We start from the raw sequence: 19,546 nt of genomic DNA on the forward strand, positions 1-19,546 counted from the left end.
TTAACTCATTCGGAGAATCTTGTGCCTTCTAACGCGCTTCCAACCCCTAGTAAACTGCAGGTTGCTTTATTGGCAATGCTGGTTCTATTTAGCCCTTTGGCTATAGATATTTATCTTCCAGCTCTGCCACAAATTTCAACAGCGTTTCACGTGGAACATGCACTAGCACAAGATACGATTACCTGGTTTTTATTCGCTATGGGTGTCGGGCAATTATTTGCTGGCCCTTTGGCTGATAAGTTAGGACGTCGAACCGTTGCATTGGGAGGTGTTAGTATCTATGCATTGAGTGCTTGCTTGGCGTGGGCAGCTCAATCGATTGATATGATGCTAATGGCTCGGCTGCTACAAGGCTTAGGAGCTTGTGCGACTTCTGTAGCAGCCTTTGCAACGGTTCGCGATCTATTTGGCCCAGAGAAGAGTGGCCGTATGATCAGCTACCTTAATGGTGCAATCTGTTTTATTCCTGCTTTGGCACCCATTCTTGGCGCTTGGTTAACTCATCAATTTGGTTGGCGTTCGAACTTTAGCTTTATGGCAGGCTTCGCAGTCGTTGTTGGCACTATCTTATTTTTCCAAATGAAAGAGTCTAACCCTGCGACAGAAAAGGTTGCGGTGTTCAAGCTTGAGCGATACTGGTCAGTATTGAAAACACCATCATTCCTTTTCCACGCAACCTTGTGTCTGATGGCGATGGCGGTCATCCTCGCTTATGTAACCTCTGCACCGGTTGTGTTGATGGAGAATCTAGGCCTGACCATGAAAGAGTTTACTTTCTGGTTTGGTGTTAATGCAGCCATCAACATTGCAGCTGCGTTTACTGCACCTAAATTTATGGACCGTTTTGGTACCTATAAAGCACTGGTCGTTGGTATCTCAACGCTAGGTTTAGCGGGCGTGATTATGTTAGTGCTTGCAGAACACGCTAGCCCAATTGCATTCATGCTGCCAATCTTCTTGTCTTCAGTAGGTTTTGCTTGGATTCTCGGTGCTGCTGCTGGTAAGGCTCTTGAACCTTTCGGTGACCGTGCGGGCACAGCTGCTGCACTGCTTGGCTTGTTCCAAATGAGCGGCTCAGGGCTGCTTGTTGGTACCATGCAACGCCTTGATTTAACGTCTCAAGTGATGATTGCGCTGCAAATGTTCCTTATTGTTCCAGCGTTGTTAGTGCTTGCGAGCAAAGCAGGCAAGTCGTGGCACACGACGTTTGCTAAGGCGTAAGTCTCAAGGGTGACAAAATATACAAATGGCGGTTTGCGAAACGTTAAAACATGGTATATTTGTCACTCATTGAAACGTTAGTCCCCAACGGAAAATACTGTAATGTCATTAACAACCTACGAAATGGCGCGCGTCTTAGAACAAATGGAAGATGCACCTGAAAAGGTCATGTTTGGTAAATTGCTTAAAGAGCTAGGCAACCAAAGTGAAGAGCGTATTCGCAGTGCGGCAAAACAAGTTCCAATCGATACTTTGCGAGACATCATTTACCAATTTCAGCGTGTGGTAGAGTCTCGTAAGGGTGAGCAGGTTCAGCTACTAGCAAAAGAGCTAGCCGAGCAAGGTATCTCTGCTGAAGAGCTACAAGCTTTTCTGAATAAGTAGTTTATCCCAGTTAAAAAGAAACCACTCAATTGAGTGGTTTTTTGCGTTTTGGGGTATATCAATTTAGTGCGAATGAAAGTTCGTTCTAACCTCTAAACTGTGCTTTCAAAATTCGATCAAGTGAGAATGGCCCTGCGCCCCATACGACAACGATAAGAATCATTAATCCCCACAACTGATGATCATAGAAGCCTTGCGCCCATAACACTGGGTAAGACACAACCGCAATGATATTGAAAACGAACAGAACCGCTGCCATAGGTCGTGTTAATAGACCAAGCGCTAAGAATACCGGCAGAATCAATTCAGCTGCGGTGCCCATGTAGGCGGCTAACTCCCAAGGTAGCAGTGGTACTTGGTATTCCAACTCAAACAAGTAAAGGGTGCTATCCCAAGTCGCTATCTTGGTCAGGCCAGAATTAAAGAATACCCACGCCACCCATAGGCGACAAAATAGTAGTAGTACCGGAACAAAGAGTGCCTGTGATTTCTCAATCAAACTGTCGTATTGAGCCATCATGTTTGTGACTGTGTTGTTATCCATATTATGTCTCCAATTCGGCATTGATTGAAAAGCCTGAGATGACGTTAAGCGCCATGACAGCATTCAGATGTTGTAGTAATGAAGGGTCTATCGCTGCGAGCATTTGGCCTGATTGAAATTCGCGAAGTAATTGATGGCATTCTTCACTCAACTGATGATTCTCAATCTGAGAATTTTCCGCTCGTATTAACACCCCAAATTCAGGTTGGTTGATGTCTAACCCATCGAGTTGTTGCTGATAGATAGCGTGTTCAAGTGCGATAATCGTATAGTTAGAATTAATGAGCGTTATTGAATCTTTGAGATGAAAGACTAAAGCGCCTTGTTGCTCTGGTGGCACATCAGCTAAACCAGCCAGAGGACGTTGGTCGGCTTTTGATTCTGAAACGCATCTCACCAAGTTATCTTTTTTCCATTCATACATAGCCACTTCGCAAAGGTAAGGTGCAGCCTCAATAACGGCAGGAAAGGCTTGTATGGTTTGTTCAAAGTGTTCACCGTAACCACTGACATCACCAGAGGTTGATGGATAACTTAAGACATGTTGACGAGCCATCTGTTGGAAGCACTCTTCACCAACCAGCATTTCAGTGAGTGGGTAGGTTGCAGCGAGTACTTCGCTTAAGCTGATCACAAAGTTATTACGGTAAATCTGGATTCGTTGCTCATCAGTAAAATGGTCGCTCACTATGTCGCAATGCTCACCACTGTTTTGGTAGCGTAGGGCGTTCGCAAACTCTGATTGAACATCTGCTAGGGAGTGGCTCATGATGCGCGACTCCTTTGAATGAACTTGTCGTGTTGATACAAGATGTCACTGGCTTTGGTTGCTTCAGCCAGTAAAACTTGTGGCTGTGGGATATCTAGATCCCACTCAATCAAGGTATGGCGCGAACCATGTTGTGCTATCCAGTCAGTGTAGAGTTGCCACACTTCGTCACAGACAGGCTTGCTATGGGTGTCTATCCAGATCTCACCTTGCTCGAGTTTCTTCTTCGTGAAACCTGCCAAGTGAATCTCTTCCACTTTGTCTGCCGGTATTCCACTGAGATACTCTTCACAGCTGAAGCCATGATTAAACGATGAGACGAAAATATTATTGAAATCGAGTAACAGTCGGCAATCAGTGCGCTTCTGTACCTCAGCCAAAAATTCCCACTCAGGAATAGTAGAATGCTTGAAGGCAAGGTAGCTCGATGGGTTCTCAATCAGCATAGGGCGTTGCAGGCTGTCTTGCACCTCGATGACATTGCGACAAAAGACCTCTAGCGCTTCTTCGGTATAAGGCAGCGGTAACAAGTCATTGAAGTAATGACCACCTGTCTGGCTCCAGCTGAGATGATCAGAAACCAAGAAGGGTTCGATATCATCAATGAGCTCTTTTAATTGCACAAGATGATGTTGATTGATGCGCTCAACAGAACCTAGCGACAACCCAACACCGTGACAACTGATGTTGTGTGCGTGACGAATTTCTCTGAGTTGTTGGCGTTGCGGTGATTGAGCTAAGAAGTAGTTCTCGCTGTGAACTTCTAACCAACTTACTAAGGCTGGATTTTGGCTAAAGAAGTCCAAGTGCGGTGTTCTAAGGCCAACCCCTGTGTTGGGGTGAAGAGTTTCAGTCACAACGATTCTCCTAATAAGAAGTGGAGGTGAGCTGAGTGTCAGCTCACCATACTAAGCAGCTCAATTATGATGATTGAGTGTTACCACCTGATAATTTGCCACATAGCCCTTTAGGTACGACTACGAATGCATCGGATTGGTTGTCTTCTTTTGCTGTACCCGCACATGAGCTTGTTTTGGTTGCACAATCATTTTGGCCAGCTTTTGCCACGCCGTAGCATTTTTCTTTTGCTGCTGCTTCCGCAGGTGCTGATGTAAGAACTGCACCGCCGAACGCTAGTACACTTGTGATTGCAGCTGTAACAGCAAGATTAGAATTTTTCATAGTCATTCCCTCTAGGACTTAATAGTATTTTGATATCGCAGGTTAATGGATTGTTAACTTGCTTACTAAAAAGGATAGGAACAACCGGGAAATAATTTCACGGCATTATAAAAAATATCAATATTAATGATGTTTTATATTTTAAGTTGTTGAATTTGTGATGTTAATTTTTGATTGTTTTTTCTTCTTATTATCCTAAACGCAGCCTAGTGTTTAGGTTATAATCAACTTTTATGTATAAATACCCAGTAGTGAGCATATCCAATGATAGATCCTTCGCTTTTACTCGACGGCCTAAACGATAAACAACGTGAGGCGGTCGCGGCACCTTTAGAAAACCTACTTATTCTGGCAGGTGCAGGCAGTGGTAAAACGCGAGTGTTGGTGCATCGTATCGCTTGGCTGCAAAGTGTAGAGCAAGCATCACCGTTCTCTATTATGTCGGTTACCTTCACCAACAAAGCGGCAGCAGAAATGCGTGGTCGTATTGAAGAGTTGATGATGGGTAGTTCGTCAGGCATGTGGAACGGCACCTTCCACGGTATTTGTCACCGAATCCTTCGTGCTCACTACCTAGATGCAAAGCTGCCGGAAGATTTCCAGATCATAGATTCTGATGATCAGATTCGTTTGTTACGTCGCTTAATCAAGGCGCAAAACCTTGATGAAAAGCAGTGGCCTGCCAAGCAAGCTTCTTGGTGGATCAATGGTAAGAAAGACGAGGGATTACGCCCAAGTCACATTGACGCCTACCATGATCCAATAACTCAAACGTGGTTAAAGATCTATTCTGCTTACCAAGAAGCATGTGACCGTGCTGGTTTGGTCGACTTTGCGGAAATCTTGCTGAGATCGCATGAACTATTACGCGATAAGAAACACATCCGAGAGCACTACCAAGCTCGCTTTAAGCATATCCTTGTCGACGAATTCCAAGATACCAACAACATCCAATATGCTTGGCTGCGTATGATGGCAGGCCCAGATTGTCGCGTAATGATCGTAGGCGATGATGACCAATCTATCTATGGCTGGCGTGGTGCGAAGATCGAAAATATTCAGAAGTTCTTGGATGAATTCCCTGGTGCTTCGACGGTTCGACTTGAACAAAACTACCGTTCAACCAAAACCATTCTGCAGGCGTCGAACGAGCTTATCTCGAACAACACCGAACGTATGGGTAAAGAGCTGTGGACTGATGGCAACGATGGCGAGCCAATCTCTGTGTACTCGGCTTATAACGAGCTAGATGAAGCGCGTTTCACGGTTAGCAAAATCAAAGAGTGGCAAGAGAAAGGCGGTGCGTTAGAAGATACCGCGATGCTGTATCGTAATAACGCCCAATCGCGTGTTCTTGAAGAAGCTTTGATTCAAGGTGGTCTACCTTACCGAATATACGGCGGTATGCGATTCTTCGAACGTCAAGAAATCAGAGACGCCTTGAGCTACATGCGCTTAATGAGCAACCGCAGTAATGATGCGGCGTTTGAACGTGTGGTTAATACGCCAACGCGTGGCTTGGGTGATAAAACGTTAGAAACGATTCGTCTTGCAGCGCGTGATCGTGGTGCAACCATGTGGGAAGCCAGTGTTGCTTTGATCGAAGAGCGAGTGCTACCCGGTCGTGCTGCGGGTGCATTAAGTCGTTTTATCGAGCTAATTAATGCGCTTGAAGATGACACGCTAGAACTTAGCCTGCATGAACAAACCGACCACGTGATTAAATCGTCGGGTCTGTTTGCGATGTACGAGCAAGAGAAGGGTGAGAAGTCGAAGGCGCGTATTGAGAACTTGGAAGAATTGGTAACGGCAACGCGTCAATTTGAAAAGCCAGAAGAAGCGGATGAGATGAGCATGCTTACTGCTTTCTTGACTCATGCAGCGTTAGAGGCGGGTGAAGGTCAAGCTGATGAGTTTGATGACGCGGTTCAGCTCATGACTCTGCACAGTGCCAAAGGCCTAGAATTCCCAATGGTATTTATGGTGGGTGTCGAAGAAGGCATGTTCCCAAGTCAGATGTCTGCTGAAGAAGCAGGGCGCTTGGAAGAAGAGCGTCGTCTGTGCTATGTAGGCATGACTCGTGCGATGGAGAAGCTTTACATCACCTACGCAGAGATGCGTCGATTATATGGCCAGGATAAGTACCACAAACCATCTCGCTTTATTCGTGAACTACCAGAGACATGTCTGGATGAAGTGCGTATGAAAGCGCAAGTGAGTCGCCCTGCAAGCAGCGGTCGCTTTAGCCAAACCGCCGTGAAAGAGAATTTCAACGAAACGGGCTTTAGCTTGGGCTCGCGCGTTAAGCACCCTAAGTTTGGTGAAGGTACCATCATCAACTTCGAGGGAAGTGGCCCGCAAAGCCGAGTTCAAGTCGCGTTTAACGGTGAAGGCATCAAGTGGTTAGTGACGGCTTACGCTCGTTTAGAACAGTTGTAATCCGCTACTTCAGCATTTAGAAAACTGTTTGGTTTTTAAAAACCGTTCAGCATTTAAAAGTAATCCGCATTAAAAACAGAAAGAGCAGCCAATGGCTGCTCTTTTTATTGCTCGGAACCAGTCTAAATAGGTTGAATCGAGCTTAAGGCATTTCTGCCTAGGAAGAAGACTTACAGTGCTGCAAGTGCAGCTTCGTAGTTTGGTTCTTCAGTGATCTCTGCAACCAACTCGCTGTGTGTTACCACACCTTTTTCATCAACAACCACAACTGCACGTGTAGTTAGACCAGACAGTGGGCCTTCAGCAATCGCTACGCCGTAGTCTGATGCGAACGCAGGAGAACGGAAAGTTGAAGCGTGTTGAACGCCTTCAATACCTTCTAATTCGCAGAAGCGACCCGCAGCAAACGGTAGGTCAGCAGAAATACAAACCACAACCGTGTTTTCAAGCTCAGCCGCTTTTGCGTTGAACGTACGCACGCTCGTTGCACAAGTTGCTGTGTCGATGCTTGGGAAGATGTTTAGAACCACTTTCTTGCCTTCAAGAGAAGCAAGAGTCAGTTCAGAAAGATCGCCTGCAGCAAGTGCAAAGCTTGGTGCTTGTTCGCCAGTTTGTGGGAATGTGCCTGTTAGTGGTACAGCAGCGCCTTTGAAGGTAACGTGTGACATGAATTGTCCTTAGTTTAATTATGGTTATGAAACTAGTTGAGCCTAGTTCGACTTACGTTACTCTGAAGTGGTTAAGAAGTGAATGCTTTAAATGTCAGAATTGTAATCAAAGGTCTTTGATTTATTTGCTGACAAGGGAATAAATGAAACGGCAGATAAAGAAAAACCCCGAGAGCTTGCGCTCATCGGGGTCTATAGTCTTACTCGCAGCAATCCGGCTACTAAGTGTGCTCCATGCATCAAATCCATGATAGTGTGCTGTTATCCTTCAGCGTATTCCTTTCGTCGCCTTCCTAGCGGTGTCCTTGATCTTATCCTGATCTGCCAACAATCCTCGTTAGCGCGCGTCACTTGTTCCTTGAGCGGTGTCCTTTACATCATCCTGATGTTCAGTCCTTTCCTCGTCCAGAGGTGTCCATTGTCTTTCCTTAGTAGCAACCATCCTAGTTACTATTGCGTCCATTCAATGTCCATTTCGCTATCCATGCCGATTATTCATCCTGAGTAATCGAATCTTCATCCTGAAGATAACCAAGTCCTTGGCGTTTCCTGTTCCGTGTCAGCATCCTTCCGACACCATTCATATTACCGATTCCTTATTTATCAGCAATGGTGCATAAGCGAATTTCTATATAATTATTTGAATGATAAATGTACGTATCGTTTAATTTCAATTGGTTATGTTGTAGGGGTGACTAATTTCGTCATCAAATATCGATATTTACTCACTGCCTTGTGAGAGATCTCGCACAAGGCAGCGAGTAAAAAGGGAGGATTATTCCCTACTGACCAATGGCTGCACCTTCACGACGAGGGTCTGCAGCGCCTTCTAAACCATCTTTTGTGATGCGAATCGCGTGTAAACCAGAGTTAAGATCGCGAACGTTGACCTCAAATCCCATCTTTTCTAGCTCAGGTTTGAAGTTTTCCGCTGATGTTCCTTTTTCCAAATCTAAGGTACCGAAGCGGTTTAGGAAGTGTGGTTGGTTGATCGCTTGCTGAATATCCATGTCCCATTGGGTATGGGCAATGATCGCTTGCGCCACATAACCTATGATACGACTGCCGCCCGGAGAGCCAATCGCCATGTAAGGCTTATCGTCTTGCATGATGATGGTCGGTGCCATTGAAGAACGTGGGCGCTTACCCGGCTCGAGTCGGTTCGCGATAGGTTTGCCATCGTTATGAGTCTTGAATGAGAAGTCGGTTAGTTCGTTATTGAGTAGGAAGCCTCTTACCATCAAGCGTGAGCCAAATGCGTTCTCAATGGTGGTGGTCATCGATACGACATTGCCATCACTATCGACAATGTTGAAGTGGCTGGTGGACGGCAACTCAATAGAAACATCTTGGCTTCTCTGCATTGCGTGATCCCACGGTGGTGTGCCTGAAGGTGCGCTGTCTAATGCCTTACCTGCGGTAATTAACTGAGCACGTTCTTGCAAATAGTCAGTGTTCACTAACCCTTGGGTAGGCATTGGCACATAATCTTGATCCGCCATGTACATACCACGGTCTGCAAAGGCTAGGCGAGAAGCGTCTGCTAACACCTGCCAAGATTTCGCGTCGTTTGGCCCCCATGATTTAAGATCAAACTGCTCGGTCATTGCTAGGATTTGCCCAACCGTTAACGCACCAGAGCTTGGTGGCCCCATTCCACAAATATCGTAGCTCTCATAAGCAGAACAAACCGGTTCGCGCTGCTTTAACGAATAAGCGTCGAAATCTTTCTGCGCCAATACGCCAGGATTACCTTTCGCTGTTTGCACAGTATTAATGATGTCGGCAGAGATCTCACCTTGGTAGAAGGCTTTAGCACCATCCTTCGAGATAGCGTTTAACGTTGCCGCGTATTCAGGGTTCTTAAGCTGCGTGCCAGCGGCTTTCGGGCTGCCATCGGCATTGAAGAAGTAGGCTTTAGTTGTCGCAAATCGGCTCAGTCTCTCTTGGTCATTCTCAATCAAGGTGGCTAAACGTGGACTGATGGTGAAACCTTCCTCAGCCAACTGAGCGATAGGTTTAATCAGTGATGCCCACTCTAGCTTGCCGTATTTCTGGTGTGTATCCCATAACAGTTGCACGGTGCCTGGCGTGGCAACTGAACGACCGCCAACCACGGCATCATAGAATTTAAGCGGTTGTCCGTTTTCGTCTTGGAATAGACGTGGTGTGGCATCAAGCGGCGCAGTTTCACGGCCATCGTAGGTTTTGAGTTGCTTGTCCTTGCCATCAAAATAGACAAGGAACGCGCCGCCACCAATACCTGATGACTGAGGTTCCACTAAGCCAAGCATAAGCTGCACGGCAACCATGGCGTCAATTGCGTTACCACCACGAGCAAGTACATCAGCACCGGCTTGTGTTGCAAGAGGGTTGGCTGCGGTGACCATCCAATCATTGGCTTTAACGAGTTGTTTGGTTTCTAAACCACTACTTTGTTCGGGTGCGACGGAATCGGCAGCTTGATTTGCCCAACTGACGTGAGAGGCAAAAAGTAGGGTAGAAGTGGCGAGGGTTGTTAGTTTTGTTTTCCACTGCATGATCTTCTCCTTTTAATATGCAGAGCTAGATTGGCAGTGGAAAGATTAGATAGCCAGTGCGTTGTTAACGAATTGTAATCTTGATTCGAATTTAAGCGATTAAACCGGACAGCGACTGCCAAAGAATACTCACGCCAATCAGGCTGAATACCACGCCACATAAGCCATCGATGTATACCGTTGCTTCGCTAAGTTTCTTCTGTAGAGCCTTAGTCGAAAGCATCCACGCCAGTAGTGAAAACCAAAACAGAGACAGACCGAACAGGATGATAAGCGCAAAGCCTTTACCCGACAGAGACATGTCGGCAGGCACTAAGCTAGACATCAAGCTGATAAAGAACACCAAAGCCTTAGGGTTGAGAATATTGGTCGCAAACCCTTTCGAAAATGCCTGACGTTTGTTGGTCAAAATAAGATCTTTGGCATTGACGGTATCGTCGTCATCGTCGTGGTTCTGAATGATTTGCCAGGTTGCTTTAAGGGCACCGTAGCCTAAGTACAGCAAGTAGCTACCGCCAGCCAATTGGATAATGGCAAATAGGGTTGGTTGCTGGTGGACTAGGTAACTGATTCCCGTCAGGCTCAGCAATGAGTGCAGCAAGATCCCGCAAGATAAACCAAGCGCAATATACAAGCCTGTTTGTCTGCCGTGGCGTGTCGCATTTTGCACGACTAACGCAAAGTCTGGGCCGGGGCTCATCAAAGCGATGAAATGGATAGAGGCGAGGGTGATCAGTATGGTGACTTCGTTCATGTCAGTTCTCAATAACGTTGCCGCTATTTTAAATAAGTAATCGTATTGAGCGTAGCTTACCGCGATTTGAAATCGAGCAATTGTAAATTATCAACACTTAGTTGATTTGTGAGGGTGGTACGCCGAATGTGGTTTTGAATGCTTTGGAGAAGTGTGCTTGATCATAGAAGCCTACTTGGTGCGCGACCTTAGTGCCACAGATCCCAGATTTAATCAGGCGCATGCTCTGTTCCATACGTAAACGGCTCAGCCACGCATAAGGGGTGATGCCCATTCTGTTCTTAAAGTGGCGTTGGAATTGAGTTGTGGTTAAGCCGCACAGCTCAGACAGTTGCTCTAATCGCACTGGTTGATCCAAATTCGCCATCAAATAGTCTTTGAGTGTATCAATCGATTGATTGCCAAGTTTGATGTCGCTCTTCGATCCAAATTTGGCATAACGATCGACGATCGTCGAGAATCCCTCGAATGGTAAGCAATCTTGAGCGAGTTGGCTGATGTTTTGATTGATTAACAGACCGTGTAAGTTACGTAATTGTAAAAACGCAGCCTGATCGGAGAGGATCAACTCAGAAAAGCCTAATGTGTGACCATTTTGCTTGGGATCGGCAAGATCTTGAAACCACTGGGGAGAAACTGCAAACACACTGACTTGATAACCCGAATCGAGTTTGGAGTGCCCATCATGCAGCTCATCAGGTGGCATGATAACAACTTGGCCTGCACCTACATGATGGCTTGTCCCTTTATAGGCGAATTTTTGCTGCCCTTGGGTAATTAAGCCGATGTGAAAGTCCAAATGATAGTGGCGCTGAAAGGCAAACTCTTGGTATTGAGCTTGGATCAGGCTGATATCTTCTGTTGGGGTTGAGTAGTAGTGGACTTTATCCATGGTACAAAAAAGCTTGGTCAAATAGTCATCAATTCAACCAAGCTTATCTGCGTATTAAGGGATTGTCTTGTAAAAAACGATCAATATCACTGTTTCGCGTGTTTGTTCTTCTTGTTGTTACGCAGGCCATCAAAGCTGAAAATAACCAGTGCTCCCCATATGAAAGCAAAGGTGATCGCTTTATCTGAGGTAAAGGCTTCGCCGTAGATCAGAACCGCCAGTAAGAACATCAAACTTGGACCGATGTACTGGAAGAAACCGAGTGTCGATAGCTTCAAGCGAGTTGCAGCGCCAGTAAAACACAGCAATGGAACCGTGGTAATCACACCTGCCGCAACCAGTAACAGGTTAAGTTGCATCGGGTTCATCGATAAGTCTGAGGTCGGGCTATCGGCAATAAACAATAAGTAGGTTGCGGCGAGAGGCAGCATCACCAGAGTTTCAATGAACAAACCCGTTTGCGCTTCTAAGCTGACTTTCTTACGCAGCAAGCCATAAAAACCAAAGCTAAAGGCTAGGGCAATGGCGACGATCGGTACTGAGCCGAAGGCAATCAATTGGATTAATACGCCAATCGCAGCAAGAGCCACTGCAAACCATTGCAGCTTACGTAAGCGTTCGCCGAGGAAGAGCATCCCAAGTAGCACGTTAATTAGCGGGTTGATGTAATACCCCAAACTGGCATCGAGCATGTGATTGGAATTCACTGCCCAGATAAAGATCAGCCAGTTAGCACCCACCAAAATAGAGGTCGCTACCAAATAGAGCATTTTGGGTTTTGAGGTCAGGGTGTCACGGACTTTACGCCAGCTGCGGCCAATGTGCAGTAAGAAAGCGAGTAGGAAAAAAGACCATACTACACGGTGGCTGAGGATCTCTAATGGGGAAACGTCACTTAAAGATTTGAAATATATAGGGGCGATACCCCACATTGTGTAGGCACCGACGGCAAGCAAAACTCCCTGGCGCGTACGTTGTTGTTCTTCCTGTGTCATGCATCTTTCTCTAGCACTGAGTGCTTATTAATAAGATTTATAAGAGAGTTGGTCAGTATAGGAGCGATAACCCTTTTCACCTAACAATTTGCGGTTTAATTCGCCAGCGTTCCCCTCTACAATGTGCGACTTGCTTGCCGAAGATGCTTGCTGATTTCATACCTCGATTAGGAACCACAATGACCGCCACTCTGATTGCTGAGCAAATACCAACTCCCGCGAATGATGCGCAAACCATCTTACAAGATGTGTTTGGCTATCAAAGCTTTCGAGATGGTCAGCAAGAGGTCATTGATTTGGCCGTTGAAGGTAAAGACAGCTTGGTGATTATGCCGACCGGTGGTGGTAAATCTCTGTGTTACCAAATCCCGGCGTTGGTTCGTGAAGGGCTGACTCTGGTTATCTCGCCGCTGATCTCGTTGATGAAAGACCAAGTCGATCAACTGAAGGCTAATGGTGTTGCTGCTGAGTGTATTAACTCTTCAATGCCACGTGACCAGTTGCTGAATGTGTTCAATCGCATGAACTCAGGTCAGCTAAAAATGGTGTATGTATCGCCAGAGCGCGTGTTGATGCGTGACTTTATCGAACGTCTTCAGGGTTTACCGCTTTCGATGATTGCAGTCGATGAAGCGCACTGTATCTCTCAATGGGGTCACGACTTCCGCCCTGAATACGCATCGTTAGGCCAGCTTAAACAGTATTTCCCGCATGTGCCTTACATGGCGCTCACAGCAACCGCCGATGATGCGACGCGTAAAGATATTATCTCGCGCTTGCAGCTCCTAGATCCGCACACTTACTTAGGCAGCTTTGATCGCCCTAATATTCGCTACAACCTAGTTGAGAAGCACAAACCCGTGTCACAGGTGGTTCGCTACCTAGAAACACAAAAGGGCAATTGCGGCATCATCTACTGTGGTAGCCGTAAGAAAGTGGAGATGGTGACCGAGAAGCTGTGCAATAACGGTATTCGCGCCGCGGGTTATCACGCTGGTATGGACACCGATGAGCGTGCTTACGTTCAAGAAGCCTTCCAACGCGATGATATTCAGATCGTGGTCGCGACTGTGGCTTTCGGTATGGGCATCAACAAACCCAACGTACGCTTTGTGGTGCACTTTGATATCCCACGTAACATCGAGTCTTACTATCAAGAGACCGGCCGTGCAGGTCGTGATGGTTTGCCTGCTGAAGCGATGATGCTGTTTGACCCGGCTGATATGGGTTGGCTGCGTCGTATGCTAGACGAGAAAGAAGAAGGCCCACAGAAACAAGTTGAGATGCACAAGCTGAATGCGATGAGTGCCTTTGCTGAAGCGCAAACGTGTCGTCGTCAGGTTCTGCTTAACTACTTTGGTGAGTATCGTGAGAAGCAATGTGGCAACTGCGATATCTGCCTCGATCCACCTAAGCATTTTGATGCGACCCAAGAAGCGCAAAAGGCGTTGTCTTGTGTGTACCGCGTGAATCAGTCGTTTGGTATGGGCTACGTGGTTGAAGTGATGCGTGGTATGCAGAACATCCGTGTCCGCGATAATGGTCACGATAAGCTGTCTACCTACGGTATTGGCCGCGACCATAGCCACGATTACTGGATCAGTATCTTCCGTCAGCTGATTCATAAAGGCTTATTGTTCCAGAACATCACTCGTAACTCGACTTTACAGTTAACAGAAGAAGCTCGCCCGCTACTGCGCGGTGAGATGTCTTTGGAGCTGGCTGTTCCTCGTTTAGATACAGCGGTGCGTAATGCTAAGTCCGATAAACTGAGCAGTAAGAACTACGATAAGAAGCTGTTTGCCAAACTGCGTAAGCTGCGTAAGTCGATTGCTGATGAAGATGGCTTACCACCATACGTGGTATTCAGTGATGCGACCTTGATTGATATGGCTGAAATACTGCCTACTTCATACGGAGAGATGCTGGCAGTCAACGGTGTTGGTCAACGTAAACTGGATAAGTACGCAGACCCATTCCTAGATTTGATTCAAGAACACATCACCACGCACGGCTAGTTTAAAAAAACGATTAGTTTATAGAGAAAGAATAAGGTTGATAGGGACATGACAACACAAACAGAATTTAGCTTAAGAGAATATTTAGCTGAGGAAGGGCGTTTATTGATTACGTCTCCAAGTTTTGATTTTGATTCTTACGAAGTGCTAGGTGAAAAGCTGGTGGCGTTGCTGTCAGCGTCTGTTGTTGAAAAACAGTGGGACGCCGATATGCATTCTTGGTTGATCGATTTTGAAGACTGCCGAATGTTCTTAAAGTCTGAACATTACAGTGAGTCAATTTGGTTTGAGTCGTTAAACGCGGAAGAAAGCCTAGAAGAGTTTGATTATCTCGCGACGCTTTTCAAGCGCGGTTTTTAACTTTTGGCATCTCTTCTAAAACACAGCTTCTAGCGCTATTCGCCAATAAAAGTGAGAATAAACGTTTGCGTTTGTTCTCACCGTTGCAGCCAATATTGATTAATGTATAATCGCCCGCCGCTCAACAGAGCAATTTTTAGATACATTTTTTAATTCACATTATTGGTAAGAGCTTTCTTGGATTATTCGAAGAAATGACTCGATTTGGGTTCCCTCACCCCCAAACCAAACTAAAAAGGTACAGCATGAGTAACTTTACCCCTGCGCAACAGCGCAAAGCCCTAGCACTATTAGTTTTGTTCCATTTGGTGATTATTGCGTCAAGCAACTATCTGGTTCAGCTACCTTTTACCGTCTTCGGTATGCACACCACTTGGGGTGCTTTCACTTTCCCGTTTATCTTTCTAGCGACCGATCTGACCGTACGCATTTTTGGCGCGCAGCTTGCCCGTAAAATCATTTTCTTGGTGATGCTACCAGCGCTGGCCGTTTCTTATTTCTTGTCAGTGGTGTTCTTTGAAGGTTCATTCCAAGGCTTTAGCCAACTAGGTGAGTTCAACTTGTTTGTTGCACGTATCGCCGCGGCGAGCTTCATGGCTTATTTACTGGGTCAGATCTTGGATGTGCATGTTTTTAACCGTCTGCGTCAGCTTAAACAGTGGTGGGTAGCCCCAACATGCTCAACGTTATTCGGTAATGCCATTGATACCATCGCGTTCTTTGCGATTGCTTTCTACCAAAGCCCAGATCCATTCATGGCTGAGCATTGGACTGAGATTGCCTTAGTCGATTACGGATTCAAACTTATCATCAGCCTAGGCTTGTTCGTGCCTATGTACGGTGTGCTTCTTAACTACATTGTTAGAAAGCTAACCGCAGTGAACCCTGACTTTAAAGCGACAGGCGTGAACGTATAGCTTTTTACTATCGATAGTTCGATAAGACCTTAATCATTCAGTGCCCTTTGATTTTCGTTGAAGGGCGTTTATTCCCCTCTCTTTTTCTTCTCTTCTCTAGCGATTTTTCTCCCTCTGTACCTTCAAACTCACTACCCAGACAACTTATTTTTTATTATAAGTGATTGATAAGTTGTTGGTTTATGTTTTATTTATATCGTTATTATTGAATGGTAATCCTTTGGTGATGTGGTGAACGTGTACGTTTGTAGAATGGCGGCTCTTTGTCATTATGAGGCTCGCCATGTTCATCCTTATCACCTTCAAACTCTACTGTGTATACAGCGACTATCGCCGTAAAAAGTGGAAGAAAGCATTTCCTATTCAATCGGAATAATTCGATGGTTCGAAGTGAGCACTCTCGTAATGGAGTTTATGAGATGAAGTGTGCAAAGGAAGCGTGCAGGGAAGTGAGTAATAAAAAGGCCTTCAATTGTGAAGGCCTTTTGTGTATCTAAACAGGTGTAAGAATTACGACTCTGCGATCGTCAGAGGCCAACCAATGTCTGTTTGACGGTTGGATTCGATCTCTAGTTCAGCGGCGGTCAGTGGATTACTCGCAAGCCATTGCTTATCGATGGTGAGTGTTAAGTTGTCACCATTGGCTGTAAGTGTCACTTGTGGCTCAAGGTCTGGGTTACGACGGTGAGTCAACAAAATAGCCAAACGCAGAATACGTAAGATACGCTTGCTACTGGTGCCTGAGATAGCGTGTTGCTCTGGTAATGAGGTTAACTGTTCACGGTAGCGACGAGTTAACTCACCCAAGTAGTGCTTTTGCGCTCGAGTAAAGCCAGGTAGGTCTAAGTTCTGCAGCAGGTAAGCGCTGTGCTCACCGCCTTTTTTGAAATCGATGGTTAAACCAATCTCGTGAAGCTTAGCTGCCGTTTGCAATAGCACACCAGCTTGAGGTTCTGAAACCCATGCTTCGGCGCCTGCTTGGTCTAGCAGCGTTTGTGCGACTACTGCTACTTGCTCACCGTAGCTTACGTCCATCTGGTAGCGTGATTGAACACTCTTAATGGTACGCGCTCGGATATCTTCTTGGCGCAGCTCATCAACCATCTCGTAAGCTAGGCCTTCACGGAGTGCGCCGCCTGCGAGTGTCATTGAATCTATTTCAAGCAGCTCAAAAATAGCAATAAGAATAGAAAGGCCACTCGGGAACACTAATGCGCGTTCAAGGGTCAGCCCTTCGATTTCTAGCTCTTCCAAGCGCTCTGTAATCATGGCTTGTTTCTGTAGGCGCTTAAGTTTGGCATGAGTAATTACTTCATCCATGCCTTGCGCCAACATGATCTCTTGCAGTGCTTGAACTGTACCACTGGCGCCCACACACACATCCCATCCGATATCAGTGTAGCTATCTAGGATAGGAGCCAACGTTGACTTCGCCGCTTCAATGGCGTTGTTAAAGTTGGTTGCGGTTAATTGGCGATCTTTAAAGTGGCGCTCAAGCCAAGTAACACAGCCCATCTTCAGGCTGGTTAGTGCTTTCGCTGAGAAGCCTTCACCAATGATCATCTCGGTGCTTGCGCCACCAATATCAACAACCAGTCGGCGGCCGCTGCCACCAGAAGTGTGTGCTACGCCTTTATAAATAGTCGCAGCTTCTTCTTCACCGGAGATAACATTGATGTCGTAACCAAGGATCTGGTTCGCTTTCTCTAGAAATATATCCACATTGATAGCAGTACGTAGGGTCGCTGTACCGACAATGCGGATATTTTCTTTCGGAATATCTTGCAGTCGCTCTGCAAAGAGACTCAAACAGTCCCAACCGCGCTGCATGGCTTCTGTACTAAGCGCATTATTTTCATCTAAGCCTGCAGCTAAACGCACTTTGCGCTTAATTTTAGCCATGGTTTGTACGCTGCCATCGATATGACGCACAACGAGCATATGAAAACTGTTCGACCCGAGGTCGATTGCAGCGTAAAGCGGGGGTGACACTGTTTGACTCATAAGCGACTAAGCTTCCTTGTTATGACGCGGTTGGCGTGGGCGACGGTTCTGGTTTGGTTTACGGTTACCGTTGCGTGGGCCATTGTTGTTTGAGCGGCGTTGTTGCGGGTTACGTGTACGTAAGCGCAATGGTGCTGGTAGATCTTCTAGCAGTGCTGAAGCATCGTAGTCAGATACAGGGATAGCGTGCTCAATGTATTCTTCGATTGGCGGCAAGTTGATTGCGTAATCTTCACAAGCAAAGCTTATTGAGTGACCACTTGCGCCAGCACGACCTGTACGGCCGATACGGTGAACGTAATCTTCACAGTCATCAGGTAGGTCGAAGTTGAATACGTGTGTTACTTGAGGAATGTGTAGACCACGTGCTGCAACATCGGTTGCGACAAGCAGGTCAACATCACCTTTAGTGAATTGCTCAAGAATCTTTTCACGTTTCTTCTGAGGAACATCGCCAGTTAGCAGGCCAACACGGTGACCATCTGCAGCTAGGTGACCCCAAACAGACTCACATTTGTGCTTAGTGTTAGCGAAGATGATAGCGCGCTCTGGCCACTCTTCTTCAACTAGAGTCTGCAGAAGTGCCATTTTGTGTTCGTTTGATGGGTAGAACAGCTCTTCCTGAATGCGGTGACCTGTTTTACGCTCTGGCTCAACAACAACATGCTCTGGGTTGTGCATGTGTTCGAACGCTAGCTCTTGTACGCGGTAAGACAATGTCGCAGAGAACAGCATGTTCAGGCGATCTTTTGGCTCAGGCATACGGCGGAACAAGAAGCGGATGTCTTTGATGAAGCCAAGATCGAACATGCGATCAGCTTCGTCAAGAACAACAGCTTGAATGTGGTTAAGGTTAAATACCTTCTGCTTGTAGAAATCGATGATGCGGCCAGTCGTACCAATTAAGATATCTGCGCCTTCTTCGATTTTACCTAGTTGCTTGTCATAGCTTTCGCCACCGTAAGCAAGTGCTGCCTTGATACCTGTGCTTTCAACCAGAGAGTCAGCATCGTTGTAGATCTGAATCGCGAGTTCACGCGTTGGTGCCATAATAATCGCACGTGGCTGGTTAGGCTTACGCCCTTCATGCTCAGGTGTTTTTAGCAGGTGGTTAAAAGTAGCAGTAAGAAACGCAAGCGTTTTACCAGTACCCGTTTGGGCCTGGCCTGCAATGTCTTGGCCGGTGAGCAGTACCGGGAGCGCCAAGGCTTGGATAGGGGTACAATAATCGAACCCTTTTTTCTCCAATCCTTCAATGACTTGCGGAAGTAAATCCAAGTCGGCGAACTTTTGCTCTGTGATATGCGTCTTTTTCATTGCTATAGAATATCAGCTTAAGCTTGCAATACGAAAGTAAATACATTCCAATAGGGCATCTATTTACTGGTTATCATCCAACCAGTTCTAAAAAATACATTGGAGTGGAAGATGAGTGATAAGATTTTGCAGCTAACTGATGACGGTTTTGATAACGATGTAATCAATGCTGCAGGCCCTGTTCTTGTTGATTTTTGGGCAGAATGGTGTGGTCCATGTAAAATGATTGCGCCGATTCTTGATGAAATCGCAGACGAGTACGAAGGCAAGCTCACAATCGGTAAATTAAATATCGACCAAAATGCTGGTACTCCACCAAAGTTTGGTATTCGCGGTATTCCAACGCTACTTCTTTTCAAAGATGGCGGCGTAGCAGCGACTAAAGTTGGTGCATTATCTAAAACTCAACTTAAAGAGTTCTTAGACGCTAACCTATAATCAGGTCAGCATTTGAAAAGAAACCGTGCAGTTAACAAATGCGCGGTTTTGTTTTTTCTAAGCTATGGACTAGTCTTAGTTTTAGTGCTAATTTATCGCACGTT

General features: G+C 46.1%; 18 protein-coding genes. 7 read left to right on the forward strand and 11 right to left on the reverse strand.

Annotated elements, in window-relative coordinates:
• The first annotated feature begins 21 nt into the window (after positions 1-21).
• Both OCV20_RS00200 and tsrA read left to right on the forward strand, forming a co-directional pair.
• Complete coding sequence (locus tag OCV20_RS00200; RefSeq protein WP_041473010.1) at positions 22-1,221, forward strand: multidrug effflux MFS transporter; 1,200 nt, start codon at positions 22-24, stop codon at positions 1,219-1,221.
• 102 nt (positions 1,222-1,323) lie between these two features.
• Positions 1,324-1,605 carry an H-NS-like global regulator TsrA gene (gene tsrA / locus OCV20_RS00205; RefSeq protein WP_009848181.1) on the forward strand — a complete coding sequence of 94 codons (282 nt, stop codon included), beginning with the start codon at positions 1,324-1,326 and terminating at the stop codon, positions 1,603-1,605.
• A gap of 85 nt (positions 1,606-1,690) precedes the next feature.
• On the opposite strand, the gene OCV20_RS00210 is transcribed toward tsrA, so the two are convergent.
• The 4 genes from OCV20_RS00210 to OCV20_RS00225 all read right to left on the reverse strand — a co-directional run bounded on the left by OCV20_RS00210 (position 1,691) and on the right by OCV20_RS00225 (position 4,100).
• Positions 1,691-2,149 carry a DoxX family protein gene (locus OCV20_RS00210; RefSeq protein WP_009848182.1) on the reverse strand — a complete coding sequence of 153 codons (459 nt, stop codon included), beginning with the start codon at positions 2,147-2,149 and terminating at the stop codon, positions 1,691-1,693.
• A gap of 1 nt (position 2,150) precedes the next feature.
• Positions 2,151-2,918, reverse strand: a complete 768-nt coding sequence (locus tag OCV20_RS00215) for an HvfC/BufC N-terminal domain-containing protein (RefSeq protein WP_086773563.1) — start codon at positions 2,916-2,918, stop codon at positions 2,151-2,153.
• Positions 2,915-3,775 carry an MNIO family bufferin maturase gene (gene bufB / locus OCV20_RS00220; protein ID WP_086773564.1) on the reverse strand — a complete coding sequence of 287 codons (861 nt, stop codon included), beginning with the start codon at positions 3,773-3,775 and terminating at the stop codon, positions 2,915-2,917. The genes OCV20_RS00215 and bufB overlap by 4 nt, the downstream gene beginning before the upstream one ends.
• A 64-nt stretch (positions 3,776-3,839) precedes the next feature.
• A complete protein-coding gene (locus OCV20_RS00225) occupies positions 3,840-4,100 on the reverse strand; it encodes a BufA1 family periplasmic bufferin-type metallophore (RefSeq protein WP_004736650.1) in 261 nt (86 codons plus the stop codon).
• 264 nt (positions 4,101-4,364) lie between these two features.
• On the opposite strand from OCV20_RS00225, the gene uvrD reads away from it, so the two are divergent.
• The gene (uvrD, locus tag OCV20_RS00230) at positions 4,365-6,539 is read left to right on the forward strand and encodes a DNA helicase II (protein WP_086773565.1); all 2,175 of its coding nucleotides are present in this window, start codon (positions 4,365-4,367) and stop codon (positions 6,537-6,539) included.
• A gap of 170 nt (positions 6,540-6,709) precedes the next feature.
• Here uvrD and tpx read toward each other — a convergent pair whose 3' ends face one another.
• From tpx to rarD, 5 genes are all read right to left on the reverse strand, one after another.
• A complete protein-coding gene (gene tpx / locus OCV20_RS00235; RefSeq protein ID WP_048613238.1) occupies positions 6,710-7,207 on the reverse strand; it encodes a thiol peroxidase in 498 nt (165 codons plus the stop codon).
• Between the two features lie 782 nt (positions 7,208-7,989).
• A complete protein-coding gene (gene ggt, locus OCV20_RS00240; RefSeq protein WP_086773566.1) occupies positions 7,990-9,747 on the reverse strand; it encodes a gamma-glutamyltransferase in 1,758 nt (585 codons plus the stop codon).
• A gap of 91 nt (positions 9,748-9,838) precedes the next feature.
• Positions 9,839-10,501, reverse strand: coding sequence for a LysE family translocator (locus tag OCV20_RS00245; protein ID WP_017072452.1), 663 nt, complete (start codon positions 10,499-10,501; stop codon positions 9,839-9,841).
• Positions 10,502-10,598: 97 nt separating this feature from the next.
• Positions 10,599-11,393 (reverse strand): helix-turn-helix transcriptional regulator, encoded by a 795-nt coding sequence (locus tag OCV20_RS00250; RefSeq protein WP_048617962.1) that lies wholly within the window; start codon positions 11,391-11,393, stop codon positions 10,599-10,601.
• Between the two features lie 86 nt (positions 11,394-11,479).
• On the reverse strand, positions 11,480-12,388 hold the full coding sequence (gene rarD, locus OCV20_RS00255) for an EamA family transporter RarD (RefSeq protein ID WP_086773567.1): 909 nt from the start codon (positions 12,386-12,388) through the stop codon (positions 11,480-11,482).
• 179 nt (positions 12,389-12,567) lie between these two features.
• On the opposite strand from rarD, the gene recQ reads away from it, so the two are divergent.
• From recQ to OCV20_RS00270, 3 genes are all read left to right on the forward strand, one after another.
• Positions 12,568-14,406 (forward strand): ATP-dependent DNA helicase RecQ, encoded by a 1,839-nt coding sequence (gene recQ / locus OCV20_RS00260; protein WP_017065746.1) that lies wholly within the window; start codon positions 12,568-12,570, stop codon positions 14,404-14,406.
• A gap of 48 nt (positions 14,407-14,454) precedes the next feature.
• Complete coding sequence (locus tag OCV20_RS00265) at positions 14,455-14,766, forward strand: DUF3630 family protein (RefSeq protein ID WP_086773568.1); 312 nt, start codon at positions 14,455-14,457, stop codon at positions 14,764-14,766.
• Between the two features lie 245 nt (positions 14,767-15,011).
• On the forward strand, positions 15,012-15,683 hold the full coding sequence (locus OCV20_RS00270; RefSeq protein ID WP_048613244.1) for a 7-cyano-7-deazaguanine/7-aminomethyl-7-deazaguanine transporter: 672 nt from the start codon (positions 15,012-15,014) through the stop codon (positions 15,681-15,683).
• 510 nt (positions 15,684-16,193) lie between these two features.
• Here OCV20_RS00270 and gppA read toward each other — a convergent pair.
• A complete protein-coding gene (gppA, locus tag OCV20_RS00275) occupies positions 16,194-17,687 on the reverse strand; it encodes a guanosine-5'-triphosphate,3'-diphosphate diphosphatase (protein ID WP_048617964.1) in 1,494 nt (497 codons plus the stop codon).
• Between the two features lie 6 nt (positions 17,688-17,693).
• Positions 17,694-19,004 (reverse strand): ATP-dependent RNA helicase RhlB, encoded by a 1,311-nt coding sequence (rhlB, locus tag OCV20_RS00280; protein ID WP_048610414.1) that lies wholly within the window; start codon positions 19,002-19,004, stop codon positions 17,694-17,696.
• 111 nt (positions 19,005-19,115) lie between these two features.
• Here rhlB and trxA point away from each other — a divergent pair, with 111 nt between their 5' ends.
• On the forward strand, positions 19,116-19,442 hold the full coding sequence (trxA, locus tag OCV20_RS00285; RefSeq protein ID WP_010440700.1) for a thioredoxin TrxA: 327 nt from the start codon (positions 19,116-19,118) through the stop codon (positions 19,440-19,442).
• Positions 19,443-19,546: the final 104 nt, after the last annotated feature.

The organism is Vibrio coralliirubri (assembly GCF_024347375.1).
GTDB classification, from domain to species: domain Bacteria; phylum Pseudomonadota; class Gammaproteobacteria; order Enterobacterales; family Vibrionaceae; genus Vibrio; species Vibrio coralliirubri.